The organism is Paenibacillus sp. FSL R7-0313 (assembly GCF_037969885.1).
Lineage (GTDB): Bacteria > Bacillota > Bacilli > Paenibacillales > Paenibacillaceae > Paenibacillus.
On record NZ_CP150219.1, the window covers coordinates 451,579 to 465,547 of the forward strand.

Annotated in this window: 13 protein-coding genes and 2 pseudogenes; 1 reads left to right on the forward strand and 14 read right to left on the reverse strand. The window is 46.9% G+C overall.

Going from position 1 to position 13,969, the window contains the following annotated elements; translation table 11 throughout:
- Positions 1-329 precede the first annotated feature (329 nt).
- The 6 genes and pseudogenes from NSQ38_RS01820 to NSQ38_RS01845 form a co-directional block, all read right to left on the reverse strand.
- Positions 330-1,550 carry a TraB/GumN family protein gene (locus NSQ38_RS01820; protein WP_339786592.1) on the reverse strand — a complete coding sequence of 407 codons (1,221 nt, stop codon included), beginning with the start codon at positions 1,548-1,550 and terminating at the stop codon, positions 330-332.
- A 147-nt stretch (positions 1,551-1,697) separates the two neighbouring features.
- Complete coding sequence (locus tag NSQ38_RS01825; RefSeq protein WP_339786595.1) at positions 1,698-2,993, reverse strand: ABC transporter permease; 1,296 nt, start codon at positions 2,991-2,993, stop codon at positions 1,698-1,700.
- Entirely contained in the window at positions 2,986-3,888 is a 903-nt protein-coding gene (locus NSQ38_RS01830; RefSeq protein WP_062837363.1) for an ATP-binding cassette domain-containing protein, read from the reverse strand. Before NSQ38_RS01830 ends, NSQ38_RS01825 begins: the two co-directional genes overlap by 8 nt.
- 20 nt (positions 3,889-3,908) lie before the next feature.
- Positions 3,909-4,804 (reverse strand): annotated as a pseudogene (locus tag NSQ38_RS01835) (ABC transporter ATP-binding protein).
- A 15-nt stretch (positions 4,805-4,819) separates the two neighbouring features.
- Complete coding sequence (locus tag NSQ38_RS01840; RefSeq protein ID WP_091038380.1) at positions 4,820-5,209, reverse strand: GntR family transcriptional regulator; 390 nt, start codon at positions 5,207-5,209, stop codon at positions 4,820-4,822.
- A gap of 89 nt (positions 5,210-5,298) precedes the next feature.
- Positions 5,299-6,012 (reverse strand): hypothetical protein, encoded by a 714-nt coding sequence (locus NSQ38_RS01845; protein ID WP_339786597.1) that lies wholly within the window; start codon positions 6,010-6,012, stop codon positions 5,299-5,301.
- A gap of 209 nt (positions 6,013-6,221) precedes the next feature.
- Here NSQ38_RS01845 and NSQ38_RS01850 point away from each other — a divergent pair, with 209 nt between their 5' ends.
- The gene (locus NSQ38_RS01850) at positions 6,222-6,551 is read left to right on the forward strand and encodes a hypothetical protein (protein WP_339312009.1); all 330 of its coding nucleotides are present in this window, start codon (positions 6,222-6,224) and stop codon (positions 6,549-6,551) included.
- 110 nt (positions 6,552-6,661) lie between these two features.
- On the opposite strand, the gene NSQ38_RS01855 is transcribed toward NSQ38_RS01850, so the two are convergent.
- The 8 genes and pseudogenes from NSQ38_RS01855 to map form a co-directional block, all read right to left on the reverse strand.
- Positions 6,662-7,033 (reverse strand): hypothetical protein, encoded by a 372-nt coding sequence (locus NSQ38_RS01855; protein WP_074093350.1) that lies wholly within the window; start codon positions 7,031-7,033, stop codon positions 6,662-6,664.
- Positions 7,034-7,175: 142 nt separating this feature from the next.
- Positions 7,176-7,640, reverse strand: a complete 465-nt coding sequence (locus NSQ38_RS01860) for a DUF420 domain-containing protein (protein WP_036613174.1) — start codon at positions 7,638-7,640, stop codon at positions 7,176-7,178.
- 35 nt (positions 7,641-7,675) lie between these two features.
- Complete coding sequence (gene ctaG, locus NSQ38_RS01865; RefSeq protein ID WP_339786599.1) at positions 7,676-8,599, reverse strand: cytochrome c oxidase assembly factor CtaG; 924 nt, start codon at positions 8,597-8,599, stop codon at positions 7,676-7,678.
- A 108-nt stretch (positions 8,600-8,707) separates the two neighbouring features.
- Complete coding sequence (locus NSQ38_RS01870; protein WP_036613178.1) at positions 8,708-9,028, reverse strand: cytochrome C oxidase subunit IV family protein; 321 nt, start codon at positions 9,026-9,028, stop codon at positions 8,708-8,710.
- Between the two features lie 3 nt (positions 9,029-9,031).
- Complete coding sequence (locus NSQ38_RS01875; protein ID WP_047840264.1) at positions 9,032-9,658, reverse strand: cytochrome c oxidase subunit 3; 627 nt, start codon at positions 9,656-9,658, stop codon at positions 9,032-9,034.
- Positions 9,655-11,542: pseudogene (gene ctaD / locus NSQ38_RS01880) on the reverse strand (cytochrome c oxidase subunit I). The gene NSQ38_RS01875 and the pseudogene ctaD overlap by 4 nt, the downstream one beginning before the upstream one ends.
- 32 nt (positions 11,543-11,574) lie before the next feature.
- A complete protein-coding gene (gene coxB / locus NSQ38_RS01885; RefSeq protein ID WP_047840266.1) occupies positions 11,575-12,627 on the reverse strand; it encodes a cytochrome c oxidase subunit II in 1,053 nt (350 codons plus the stop codon).
- 565 nt (positions 12,628-13,192) lie between these two features.
- Positions 13,193-13,954, reverse strand: coding sequence for a type I methionyl aminopeptidase (gene map / locus NSQ38_RS01890; RefSeq protein ID WP_091038334.1), 762 nt, complete (start codon positions 13,952-13,954; stop codon positions 13,193-13,195).
- Between the last annotated feature and the right edge of the window lie 15 nt (positions 13,955-13,969).

Here is a 13,969-nt window from a genome sequence, read left to right on the forward strand (position 1 = left end):
TGTCCGAACCAACTTTGCAAGCTCTTTTTTTAAGTTTCTTTCGAAGCTTATTTCATTCGCTTGCCGCACCGTGTATCTCGTGTTTTCTTGGCCGGATAAATAATATACCACGCAGAACAAGCAATTGTAAAGAGTTAATTATTAAAAATATTTAATCCACATTTTAACTGTAGTAACGACCATGAATCTAGGATGAAATCTTGGTTTTAATTGTAGTTTCCTTTAGCTTAATCATCTCTACTTAATCTGTCTTTCTTCTATATATAGAAGATAACCCTCTCAACTCTCATATTCGAGACGAAAGGGTTACCTTATAAAGTAATCTATGTTTATTTACGTTCTACTTTGTATCCTTTATCCTCAAGCAGTTTCACGATGCCGTGATCACCCAGGTAGTGTGCCGCGCCAACAACAATGAAATATTCCTCGCCTTTGCCGTTTTTCAGATAGCCATCGATTTTATCCGCCATACCGATATTACGATCGACAAGCATCGCTTTGTTATATTCCTCGTTAGTGGAGAAGCTGTTTGTCAGTTCAAGCAGTTGCTCGTCATTCCCCGTTTTCCACATCTCAGCCATTTCTTTCACACTGTTATCCAACACGTCGAAGTTTTCGATTGTCGCTTTCAGTGTTTCCTCTTGTGTTTCTTTGGAAAAATCGTTAAACATGCCAAGTTGAGATTGATAACTCTCCAACTCAATAACTGGAAGTTTGCGCTCGATCGCTTTCTGGATGAAATACAGATCCACTCCTGCTGACGCTTCGTATCCTGCCGTTGCCGACTTCAAACTTGCAAGTGTACTCTCTACCACCCAAGGCTTAAATGCATCCAAAGCATTAGGCTCCAGACCATTTTTCTTCAATACATCGCCAAGCTTAGTATACGTTTCACTGGAAATGTGATCTTTCAGTGTTGTGCCATCCTGATACGAACCCAGACTTAGAACCAGCTTTTGTTGCTCTTCATCAGCGGCTTTGCTAATATCAATCTCTACCCCGAGATAGTCGGCTTCCGCAAAGGCTTCTTCGAACTCCGGACGCAATGGATAGAAGCTCTCATCAGCAATATGCATAGACCCTACCAGATAGACCGTGTTGCCATTGCTTTCAACTTCCCACATGAAGCCGCGTCCACCGGTTTGAGCAGTTTCGGTTGCTCCGCCCTTGGATACCAACAGTACTGTGCGCGTTGCAGCATCCCAGCGAACTTCATAACCCGCAGCATCACCGACGATGCGGATTGGCGCATACGTTACACCGTTGATACGTGTAAGCTTGCTTTTGAGTGTAATCGTTTTGCCATCTACCACAGCCGTGATCGTATTATCTGTCGCAGTTGTTAGCTTCACATCCATAGCATCCAGCGTAGTCCGCAGTGGAACCAATGTTGTACCTTTATCCAAGATTGGTGCTCCTGTAGCATATTTCACAGCCTGGTCATTGACCTTGACGGAAGTTCCTTGTGGAGCAGCCATAGCCGGCACTGCAGATGAGAGCAAACCTGCCGAGATGGTAAGAGATAAGAGCATGCGTTTCCAATTTTTCATATTATGTATTCTCCTTAATTGAATATAGTTGCCAATCCAATTTTTAATAGAATAGACATACTTAGATACTACGGATAAAAGTGGGAATTGGTGCCAATCCACAAACGGAGCAGCACTTATCCAATCCCTCCCCTTCAAACACTCAACCTAGATCTTATATGCCTTCATGGCTTTAAACAATTCCTTAAAGGTTGGACGTTTACCGTACATCAGCACACCCGTGCGATAGATTTTGGCTGCAAGCCATCCGAAGATGATAATGGATACAATGAGAATCGCTAATGAAGTTAGAATCTCCCAGGTTGGTGCAACCCCTGCACCAATCCGTACCAGAATCGCGGTCGGCGATGTGAATGGAATAAAGCTTGCGATTTTTAACAACAGAATGTTCGGCGTAGAAATACTGAAGATCGCAATATAGAAGGATACAAGCGACAACATCGTGATCGGCAGAACAGCCTGACCAAGTTCTTCAGTACGGCTTACCATTGAACCAATGGCAGCGAACAACACGGCATACAGGAAGTAACCCAGAATGTAGAATATAAGTCCGTACACAATAACTGCACTATTCACATCACTCAGACTCATATTGAAGTCACCTAATACTGCACGGTTATGCGGCAGCAAGATATTTCCGGCAAACACCGCTCCGAAGATCCCGATTTGCAGCATCCCCACCATGAATATACCGATGATTTTACCAAACATCTGACTGAGCGGTGATACACTCGTAATCAAAATTTCCATAATACGTGAACTCTTCTCAGCTGTAATCTCGGAGGCAATCATGTTACCTGTCATCATCGTTGAGGTAAACAGCAGGATGATCAGCAAGTACACCACAATATAGTTAATCGGGCTCATGGCACCTTCTGACTCTGCACCGGCCCCATTTTCATCTGTGCTCAGGCTTTGCTCAGTAAGCTTCACAGGTGTTGTAATCAGTTCCTTCTGCTCTGCTGTGAGTACATCCTTCACAACCACATCCAGCTTCACACTCTGTAATGCAGCCTCAATGGATGCAATGATCTGAGGTGATACGTCTTCTGCTGAATATAGAATGGGCTGAGGGAACTCTTGCCCGGAAACAGCCTCAAACTTCAGATAACCATCGGTAAGCCCTGCTTCCACATCCGCCGCAAGGGCCGCCTCATCTTTGTCTCCGCTGGCAATGAATCGATAGGGCTGATCCCCTTGAGCCGCAGAGAAGCTCTCCAGTTTCTCGGAAACTTCAGGCTGCCCTGTACTCAGAAGACCAATATTTACAGGATTACTGCTTGAAGCTCCACCAATGGAACCTCCATTAAATAAGGTAATGAAATACGGGACATTGAGTCCGATTGAAATTAAAAGTGCAAGTACAATGGTCGTCACCATGAATGATTTCGTTTTAACTTTGTTTTTAAATGTAAAACCCGTAATCGTTCCCATTTTATTCATTCGACTCACCTACCTCACGAATAAAGATTTGGTTAAGCGTTGGTTCCTTCAGTTCGAAGTGTTCCACTGTCGTCTGGGTCATGGCTGTTCTCAGAATCTCTTGAGCAGCTTCCACCTGACTAATATGTATCAGGTACCCGCGCTCATTCCGCTCAACTTTCTTCACACCAGACAATTGTTCGAGCCCTTCCACATTTCCAGTCGTACCCAGGAAAACCTGTTCACGCGGATACCGGCTCTTGATCTCCTTGATCTCTCCTTGTACCACCGTGTTGGAACGATGCAGAATAGTGATCTGACGACACAACTCTTCAACGTGCTCCATGCGGTGTGTTGAAAACAGAATGGCCGTGCCTTCGTCACGCAATTCCTTGACAGTGGACTTGAGTAATTCCACGTTCACAGGATCCAGACCACTGAACGCTTCATCCAGAATAAGAATCTGCGGTCTATGCACTACAGCCGCGATAAAGCCCATTTTCTGCTGATTACCTTTGGATAACTCCTCGATCTTTTTATCGTAATACTCAGGTACCTCAAACCGATTCAGCCAGTACTTGAGGCTCTGATCTGCGTCCTTACCATTCATGCCACGAAGTCGTGCCAGATAATTAATCTGTTCGCTGACTTTCACCTTGGGGTACAATCCGCGCTCTTCCGGAAGATAACCCATAATCTGTTGCAGCTCCGTATTATAGGGTTTGCCGTTGTACAGGATATTCCCTCCATCAGGGTGAATCAGTCCGAGCACCATGCGCATTGTTGTTGTTTTACCTGCACCATTGGCTCCGAGCAATCCGTAAATCTCCCCCTCTTTTACATTGAGAGTGACTCCATTAACGGCTGTTTTGTCTGCATATTGCTTGACGACTTGCTTCAATTCCAATCGGTTCATCATTTATCGTCTCCCTTCGGTTATTTCCACTGTACGGGTGCATACCCGGCAATCCAGAATGCCAGCACTTCATCCAATTCCAAGTTACGGATTCTCAATACCCGGTTATTCGACAGTTCCAGCCTTTCCTGCGCTTCGCTGACCCGGGTTGTAATTACGCGAACCAGACTTCCCTCTTCTATAGAAGATTCCACAACACCGGGGATACTCTCTGGCCTTAAGTCTCCTTCATACCAGACTTCCTTCCACTGATCGAGCACCATATCTTTCTCGGCCATCCCCAGTGACTGACCACGGTGCATCAATACGATGTAATCCGCCAGCCTTTTGACTTCATCCGCGATATGTGTTGCAATCAGAATCGTGGTGTCTCCCCCGCCATGAAGGTACGGAACTGCTCAACCATCACTTTCCAGGCAAAGGGGTCCAATCCTGATGAAGGCTCATCCAAAAGCAATAATCTTGGGCGAGCTGCAATTGCAGCTGCAATCTCAAATTTTCGCCGCTCTCCCTTGGACATCTTGTTCAGCTTCACATCAACAGGTACTTCCATATCCTGAATCAGTTGGTCGAACAACTTCATATCCCAACGTGGGTACCAGTACGCCCGGAAATGGGCTGCTTCCTGTGCTGTTATCCGGTTCTCTTCTGAACCAGCGTTATCTGCCACAAAACCAATCTGTTGTCTCAGTTCAATGGGAAGTGGCCCATCATGTTCCTGACCAAACCATATAATCTGCCCAGCATCTGGCAGCACCACTTGCTGCAGCATGTTAAGAAGGGTGCTTTTGCCTGAACCGTTGTGACCGAGAATAGCCACTATATACCCTTCCGGGATGGTCAGATCAATTGGGCCAATAACTCTGCGTTTTCGCATTTTGGATACGCCGTTCAACTGGATTGCTATCGGTTCCACGTATGAATCACTCCCTTACTTCGCGTAAATAGCCTTCAGGACTTCCCGGAACAGGCTCTCCATCTCTTCTTCCGTACAGCCTACCGATTTCCCGGACTGCACCGCTGCTTGCATCGCTTCCTGTGCGGCCTTTAATCTATAATTTTCTCTGTCGCCGGCTTCTACCTGGGCCACAAATGTACCTGTCCCCTGCTTCGTACGAAGCAAGCCTTCATTCTCCAGATCCTGATAGACCCGTCTAACCGTAATAACACTGCAATTCAGTGCTCCGGCGAACTCACGAATGGACGGCAAATGTGTTCCCTCCCCCAACTGACCCGTAATAATTAACGATCTTAACTGATTTTCAATTTGGTGGTATAAAGGTTCAGCGCTATTTTCATTAATTTGAATGGGTATTTTCACATCTTGCACCTCGCCCTCCGGTACACTCCAGTCTGTTACCTGACCGTGCCGGTTTCATCCTGTATTCGTACATAAGCTCAATTCTCATTTTAATTCAAATCCCGTTGAACCAGCTTCTTCAGCGTCAAGCGACTAAACAGCCACAGTCCCGCTACGCCAGCCACCAGAGAAATCCACATGATCGGGGAAAGTAGCCCCCATGATTTACTTCCATCCATTACAATCCGTAATCCGTAACTGCCTGACATTCGAATCAGTATGGATATGCCAATGGCGATGGGTATAAAAAGCGTACTGAGAAGCAAGTATTTCTTACCACTGTTCAGAAACTCTCCGTAAATATACAATCCTGTTACCAAAAGGCCATAACCTGTACAGGTAAGGCTAAAGGCCAGGTATTGATCCCATCGGAATCCTTCGGAATGAAGGTAAACCACATATAGCGATCCGTAGAAAAAGATACCGTTGTAAGCAAACGCCATCAGAGACTGCTGTAACCTGGACCACATCACCGCTTGTTCAGGGATAGGAATTCTGCGATAGTAGGCCAGCATCTGCGTATAGGAATCCTCATGTATGTAACGGAAGGAGCGCCTGCAGAACATAAACCCTTGAAATGGAAGCATAAGTAAAAAGAAGGCATCCACTACCGGATTAATGAAATCTGTCTGTTGTTGTCCTATTAACATCACACCGCTCATACCGCCAGTGTATATCATGAATATTGCAGACCATAGCCATTGAAGCTTATCCTTACTCATCTGGCTGCGGGTCAACCACCACGCCTGCTTCCATTCGTTCATATGCATGCCTGCCTTTCACCTGTCATTCACTCATCTTGCTTACTGTGTTCACTGTGTTTACTGTATATATCAATATACACAGTATATAGACTGAAATCTCATCCCGTCAACCCCTAATTTTCCTGAATCAGGAAGACGGGATGGGACACAGTACGAATTTACGTTAAAATAAATTATAGTAACAAATCAAAGAAAGGAAGGTTACAGCTATGGATTGGCTGGTAGAGATCGGATTTGTCCTACTTTTCCTTATCGTCGTAATATGGTTGGTCCTTCGGGACGAGCCTCATCGTCATTCTGCCAAAAAAGGGAGACACCGCATCCGTCGTAACAACGGTTATACCGACTCTGCTTCGGGATATCCGGTCATTACAGGAGATGACTCCTACGATCGACATTCCAGACACACACCGGATCACAAACATCATGAGTCGGATTATTCATCAGACACACATTCTCATCACAACAGCGATAGTGGTAGCAGCAGCGACAGTGGTGGGGATAGTGGCGGCGGCGACAGTGGGGGTGGCGGGGATTAAACATCTTTTCCCAATCACAAAAGAAGGGCTGTACCCGTTATTGTGTAAACACAATTCGGGTACAGCCCTTTGCCGCTCTCTAGCACCTGTTAGAAGAAGAGGCCTTACGATTAAACGAGGTTATAGCCACTAGGCAGACTGCGGTTGGCGCGGATCGCACGAATCTCGGCCAGAGTCAACCGCTGATTCGTAGAGATCAGGGATTCCACGTCATTGCCACGGATCAGATCATCCAAATCTCTCAAGTTGGTGTTGCCACGGAAGACACGGAATCCACCTTGAAAGTTAGGACGCGTAAACACAACCAGCGTTGCATTCGAACTTGTTGAGAAAAAGCGTAGGCTCTCCACCCCATCCAAAATATTGTCCAGGTTGCGGAGCCCCGTATTGCCACGATAAATGCGGCTTCTCCCTCTGTAGTTCTCTTCAGAATACACCGTGAGACGTGGATACGTTTGACTGACATTGACTGTTTTTTTCATTTACTTTCCCCCTCTCAAACTCATTCTATGAATGAATGAGAAAGGGAGCGTGGACGAATCGTCTACTAGATTCGTCTATTTTCATAGTTTCAGAAGGTCATAGTGACACACGCCCAAGTAGCCAGAGGTTATACCTATACTTTTATACGCCGAGGATAACTTCCCATACCGGACGTGTATGACCACCAGGATATAAGAGATATAGAAGAACATACACGACAACACCTGTTAGCGCTGATCCGAACCAGATCATGGACGTGAACTTGCCCCAGCGGCGATGTGTTCCGAACTTCTTTTTGAACCCCAGGACCAGTGTGGAGATGCCGAATATCGCTGCCACGGTAGCGAGGATAATATGAAAGATCAGAAATATCCGATAAAAGATCTCCAGATCCGGGTCCCCGCCCCAAGCCGTATTACCCACGAACACCGTTCGCGACATATAGATCACAAAGAAGATTAGAGCTGCAATCGCACCTGCTACCATGGCGGACTGATGAGCCTCACGTTTACCCCGAATAATCAGTACCCATCCAATCCCCACCAGTACTGCACTAATCACAATGAAAGAAGTACTGATCGTGGGTAGCCAAAAATACATATCCATCGTGTGTTCCCCCTCTTGTCAGAACATTGACTTAATTATTTGGCAGCCGGATTGAGTGGCCCCCCTGCGCCCCCTGCAGGATACGAATCATCGTCGTCTTCCTGCTTCTCTTTCCGATACCATTGGAAAAAGACATAAGCCAGCATGGAGGCGAAGATCCCTTCCTGAATAAACTTCATTACAATGCCACCAACCTGCTGATCTTCCTTCGCGGAAGACAGAAAGTTGAAGAAGGCTGGCCCACCGAAGGAGCGAAGTAAAGCCGTAGAATCTCCAGACACACAATACCGCATGGCTTCAGCCCATACTGCCGGGTTGCTGTACGTCTGATACAACGGCTCTGATGCAAAGATAATCAAGCCACAGGCAGGCGTGAGCAATACCATATTCAGAAAAATAAAACCAATCTTGGATAACCCCGACGCTTGTCTACCCTCTGGCAACGGATTCAGCAATGTCCACCACATGAGCATCGAGGTGATGAACAGTGCAATATAATACAACCGGTGAACGGTAAAATTCAGCATGACATAATCATGTACAATCGGTAGGTGATACAGCGAGAAAAGCCCGTTAAAGATCACAGCCGCAACGATCGGATGAGCCAGGAACGATAGCTGGCGTGTTGGCAACCAGCGTACGATTCTGCGCCATACCCAGATCGGCAAACCTTTCATCATCAGCGGCGGCGCTACCAGATAGGATAACGCCATGCTCACCATGTGGAAGCTAAACATTACGTGACCAAGCAGATTAAATGGGCCAGCTTGAGCCAGATACAGGACAAGCAACCCTGTAATAAACATGATTTTCTGTGCAACAGTCGCAGATTCTGCATCCTTTATTTGCTCGCTTAACGGTCCCACAAGCACCAGATAAGCCGCAGCAATGATCAGAAATAAAGCCAATATAAGCGGACTCCATAAGTCGTTGAAGCTAAAATATTGCAACCCGAGCATACGGGAAACCTCCCCGTGACCTGATTTGGTTGTTGCCTTCATTACTTTGTGAAGATTCATTCGCCAAAAAGGGGAAAAGACGGCGGCAATGCGCCGCCGCCATCTCTTTTACCACCAGACCCAATAGAGTGCCATAATGATGCACGTAAAGGCTACGAAAAAGCCAAAGGCCATGAACAGAATCGGCATCAAGTGCCCTTTGTCCTTCAAGTGCATCCAATAACCCAATTGAACGAATACTTGAAGAATAGCCATGACGAGCAAAATAATAATGATAAAGGTTGTGTTGACCCCTCCGGCAGAAGCAGCCGCAAACGCGATCAGCGTGAGAATAATGGAGAAGATAAACACCACGACGTGTTTCTGTGGCCCTTCCGTCCGGTGACGGTGTTTCACAGGCTGTTGATCTGTCTTATCCTGTGCCGACATGTGCTACCCCACCTTTCCGAGCAGGTACACGACCGTAAAGATGAACACCCATACCACGTCAATAAAGTGCCAGTACATTGCGGAGACGTATACTTTAGGTGCGGTTACGACCGTCAATCCTTTTTTGAACAGCTGACCGATAATGATTCCGATCCACACAATACCAAAAGCAACGTGGGCTCCGTGGAACCCGACCAGTGTATAGAATGCTGAACTGAATGCACTCGTGGTCATGCCAAACTCTTTATGTTTCACATACTCGTAGAACTCGTAAATTTCCAGTGCGAGAAATCCCATACCCAGCACTACCGTGATGCCAAGCCACAACGCCAGTGCATCTCGCTTGCCCTTATGCATGGCCTGAATCGCAAATACACTCGTCAAACTACTGACCAGGAGAATGAACGTTGCAGCGGCCACAAGTGGCAGGTGGAACAGTTCATTCGCCGTAGGTCCATCATTGGTTTGGCCACGAAGAGCCAGGAAGGTAGCAAAGAGTGTACCGAACAGTACCGTCTCGCCGCCAAGGAACAACCAGAAGGCGATAAGTTTGTTACGGCCTTCCAGCGTTGCTTTCTCCGGTTCATGCGGCAATTTGTCGTTCACCGGTTCGGCATGTGAGGTTGTCATGTTCTAGCCCCCTTCTCATCCTGATCCTCCGGTTCAATATGCCAGCCATGATCATCATAAAGTGAACGAAGTGCCATTGCGCCAAATGTGATTACGAGACCGATAATAACTACAATATAATTGTTAAAAATGACATTCATAAATGCATTACCAAATTCGTCCTTGCTGAACATCAAGCCAAGTCCGGCGATAAAGATACCTACTGACATTACAAACGGCAACGGCGTTGCTGAAGGCATATGAATCGAACCTACAGGTTCTGCCGGTGTCATCTCCGTATGTCCTGCCATTTTTTCCTTCCAGTATGCATCAATTCCGCGTACCAGCGGCGTCTGCTAAAATTATATTCCGGCGGCGGAGATGGAATAGACCATTCCAGTGTACGGCCGTCTTCCCACGGATCGTTTGGCGCGCCAGCCGGTTTTCTCATTGTGATTACGATGTTCACGAGGAACATGATAACCCCAACACCCATTAGAAACGCACCGACGGAGCTGACCAGATTGAGCAGGTCAAAGTCCTGATTCGGCAAGTATGTAACGATCCGGCGCTGCATCCCCATCAGACCGAGGAAATGCTGTACAAAGAACGTTAATTGGAAACCGATCATAAATGTCCAGAACGTCCATTTGCCCAGTGTTTCGCTGAGAATACGTCCGAACATCTTCGGCCACCAGTAATGCAGTCCCGAGAACAAGCCGAGCACCAGTCCCCCTACAATAACGTAGTGGAAGTGGGCTACAACAAAGTACGTATCATGGAACTGGAAGTCTGCCGGAGCAGATGCCAGCATGACGCCTGTAACACCACCCATAACGAAGGTTGGAACAAATCCAACAGAAAAAGGTTTGCCGCTGTAAAGCGGATCTGTCCACCCCACATCGTAAAGAGCCAGTTAAAGATTTTGATCCCGGTAGGTACAGCAATCAACATCGTGGAGATGGAGAAAAGCGCGTTGGCTACATTACCCAGACCTGTTGTAAACATATGATGCGCCCATACCATGAAGCCCAGGAAGGCAATCAGGATGGTGGCAAATACCATGGAGCTGTATCCAAACAACCGTTTACGCGAGAAGGTCGGAATAACCTCCGAAATAATCCCAAATGCGGGCAAAATCAGAATGTATACTTCCGGGTGCCCGAAGATCCAGAAGATGTGCTGCCAGAGTACGGGGTTACCGCCACCTGCGACATCGAAGAAATTCGCTCCCAGTATACGGTCAAACGTCAAAAGTACAAGCCCTACCGTGATGGCAGGAAAAGCAAAAAGGATAATGGCGGATGTAATAAATGTCGTCCATGTAAACATCGGCATCCGCATGTAGGACATGCCTGGAGCACGCATTGTAATAATCGTTGCGAGAAAGTTAATGCCCCCGATGAGCGTTCCCAGACCCGCGATCTGAAGGCCGATGGTGTAGAAATCCACACCATGCGTTCCACTGTACTCACTGCCCGAAAGCGGCGTATATGAGGTCCAGCCCGCATCCGGTGCTCCGCCCATAACCCAGCTCAGGTTCAGCAACAATCCACCAAACAGGAATGTCCAGAAACCCAGCGCGTTAAGAAACGGGAAAGCAACGTCCCGTGCCCCGATCTGCAAAGGCACGACAGCATTCATAATGGCAAAAATAAGTGGCATGACACCAAGGAAAATCATTGTTGTTCCATGCATTGTAATCAATTCGTTGAAGACCTGTGCCGATACAAAATCATTCATAGGCTTCATCAGTTGAATCCGAATCAAAATGGCTTCAATGCCGCCGATTCCAAAGAAAAATCCACCCGCAACCAAATAGAGAATGGCGATTTTTTTGTGATCGACGGTGGTGATCCAATCCATCAAGCCCCTGTACCTCTTGACGCTATGCGCATGAGCCAAGGTTGTGTACCCCCTTCTTCGTCCTTGCTGTTCTATTCATAGTCCAATTTGTAGTTGGCCAGATATTCGGCAATTCCGTCGATTTCTTCATCCGTCAACCCAAGATCTTTGGGATTCGGCATGGTATTGCCCGGCTTCACGGATTGTGGATCATGGAGCCATTCTTTCATGTTATCCAGTACCGGGCTACCTTCTTCCTGTCCCTCACGAGAATTCAGCAAAATGCCTGCGACAGATTCCTTGCCGCCGATTCCCGTCAGGTTAGGTGCAACCGGTCCACCTTGATCACCAACAGCGTGGCAAGAAAGGCAGTTTGTTTTGAACTTTTCGGCCAATTGAGTGTCTTCAGGAAGGACTGCGGGTGCTTTCATCTGGTTCACCCATCTGTCAAAGGATTCCTGACTCACTGCTTTTACCTTAAACTCCATGAAAGCATGCGATCTGCCACATAATTCGGCACATTTACCGCGGTAAACGCCTTCATTCGGTGCAGAGAAACTGAACTTGTTAAGTGTTCCATCCGGGTTTGTGTCCATTTTGCCCGCAAGTGACGGCACCCAGAAGGAGTGAAGCACGTCAGCGGTTTTTAATTCGAATGCGATTTTTGTTCCGGTCGGGATGATGAGATCTTGAGCGGTGGTTACGTCATATTGAGGATAAGTGAATTCCCACCAGTACTGATGCGAGGTGACTTGGACCTTAAGTGCGTTTTTGTCATTGGACAGATCTTCGCCTTGGGCAAAAATCGTTTGGACCGTCGGTACTGCCAGAACAATAACCAGCAATAACGGAATGGCTGTCCATATTACTTCCAGCTTGAAATTACCTTCAACCTGTTCGGGCATCTCAGTCTGCCCGGCTCGTCTACGAAACCGGATCAGAACATAGGCAGCTATGGCGAATACAATGATGAGCACCACGATCATAATCGCGATGGATAACTTCATCAGATCATATTGGCCTTGCGCTACAGGACCCTGAGGTTTCATTACCGACAAGTCTTCCCGCCCGCATGCGGATAGCAGCAAAGAGAACACCGCCAGCAAGGGGAGAATTCGCTTTGCAACCTGCCACTGTTTCATCATTGATCTACCCCACTTTTTTACGTTTTCGTAGATTACCGTTGTCGTTCGGTAGAAAGGCAACAAAAGGTACGTTTCAGCACGATACGCATAATCCTCTTCATCATACAGAACGCTTACAAAAATAACGCTTCCAGTACTCCCGTGATTTCCTGCTCAGGGCATGTCTGCGCATTCTTCCAATTCATTCTATATGCTTCAATCACTTATTAAATATAAGTTGAGGGTATGATTTTGTCAATCTTTGGACACATGTTCACAAATTGTTCACTTTATGTAAAAAACCGCTCTACAACTTGATTTGCAAACGATTTCAGTTAAAAGTATTACACTCTACATTTGAAAATTTTTGCCAAATTTCGGTGATAAATCTCGATTTATTGGCGATTTTTCTCACATTGAAAACATGTGCTATTATGCAAAAGAAAGATCAGAATTTATGGAAAACCTCTTCCATATCCATTCCAAAGACATGCCTATCGCTCCATACCGCTATTTTCAAGCTCAAAACAGCATGGAGCATTTCGGAGAAAGTTCAACTCAGGTCCTCTTCTTCACTGAATTCATCTCACGTGCCATCGGTCAGAATCAAGGGGCCATTCCCAGTAATCGCAACCGTATGCTCATATTGGACCCCCCAGCTGCCATCTACGGTCCTTACCGTCCATCCATCTTCATCCCACACAACGGCCCCGGAACTGCCTTTTGTAAAGATTGGTTCAATCGTAATAACCATGCCCTCGGTGAGCATCGTGCCCGTTCTGCGTTTGCCATAAGGCAGAACGTTTGGGGGTTCATGAATATATTGACCAATCCCATGACCGATGAGAGGCTTCACAATCCCGTACCGATACAATCTGGCTGTTCGTTCAATGGCACTTCCAATATCTCCGAGTGTATTCCCCGGAACTGCCTGGGCAATCGCCCGCTCAAGTGCCTTCTCCGTGCGTCTCATCAGCTTGCGAATGGATCTGCTTGTTTCACCAATTCCATATGTCCAGGCCGAGTCAGCAAGCCAGCCGTCCTTGTTCACGACCATATCGATGGTCACTACATCCCCGCTTGCCAGCTCCTCTTCCCCAGGAAATCCGTGGCAGACTACTTCATTAACAGAGGCACACGTCGCGTACGGATATCCTTTATACCCTTTTTGCTCAGGTGTGGCTCCTCGTGCTGCCAGAAACTCTTCCACCCGCTCATTAATCTCTGCTGTCGTGATACCGGGGATCATCCACTGCTCAATATGCTGGTGACAACTTCGCAAAATTCGTCCAGCTTCCCGCATGTAGCCAATCTCTTCTTTGGTTTTCAAAATAGGGTCCACATGCATTCATCCTTCCCGCTG

Excerpts from the sequence above, each read along its gene's own strand:
- NSQ38_RS01820 (WP_339786592.1), bottom strand. The coding sequence starts at position 1,550 with ATGAAAAATTGGAAACGCATGCTCTTATCTCTTACCATCTCGGCAGGT.
- NSQ38_RS01830 (WP_062837363.1), bottom strand. The coding sequence starts at position 3,888 with ATGAACCGATTGGAATTGAAGCAAGTCGTCAAGCAATATGCAGACAAA.
- NSQ38_RS01870 (WP_036613178.1), bottom strand. The coding sequence starts at position 9,028 with ATGTCGGCACAGGATAAGACAGATCAACAGCCTGTGAAACACCGTCAC.
- NSQ38_RS01850 (WP_339312009.1), top strand. The coding sequence starts at position 6,222 with ATGGATTGGCTGGTAGAGATCGGATTTGTCCTACTTTTCCTTATCGTC.
- ctaG (WP_339786599.1), bottom strand. The coding sequence starts at position 8,599 with ATGCTCGGGTTGCAATATTTTAGCTTCAACGACTTATGGAGTCCGCTT.
- NSQ38_RS01825 (WP_339786595.1), bottom strand. The coding sequence starts at position 2,993 with ATGAATAAAATGGGAACGATTACGGGTTTTACATTTAAAAACAAAGTT.
- NSQ38_RS01855 (WP_074093350.1), bottom strand. The coding sequence starts at position 7,033 with ATGAAAAAAACAGTCAATGTCAGTCAAACGTATCCACGTCTCACGGTG.
- NSQ38_RS01860 (WP_036613174.1), bottom strand. The coding sequence starts at position 7,640 with ATGGATATGTATTTTTGGCTACCCACGATCAGTACTTCTTTCATTGTG.
- NSQ38_RS01845 (WP_339786597.1), bottom strand. The coding sequence starts at position 6,012 with ATGAACGAATGGAAGCAGGCGTGGTGGTTGACCCGCAGCCAGATGAGT.
- coxB (WP_047840266.1), bottom strand. The coding sequence starts at position 12,627 with ATGATGAAACAGTGGCAGGTTGCAAAGCGAATTCTCCCCTTGCTGGCG.
- NSQ38_RS01875 (WP_047840264.1), bottom strand. The coding sequence starts at position 9,658 with ATGACAACCTCACATGCCGAACCGGTGAACGACAAATTGCCGCATGAA.
- map (WP_091038334.1), bottom strand. The coding sequence starts at position 13,954 with ATGCATGTGGACCCTATTTTGAAAACCAAAGAAGAGATTGGCTACATG.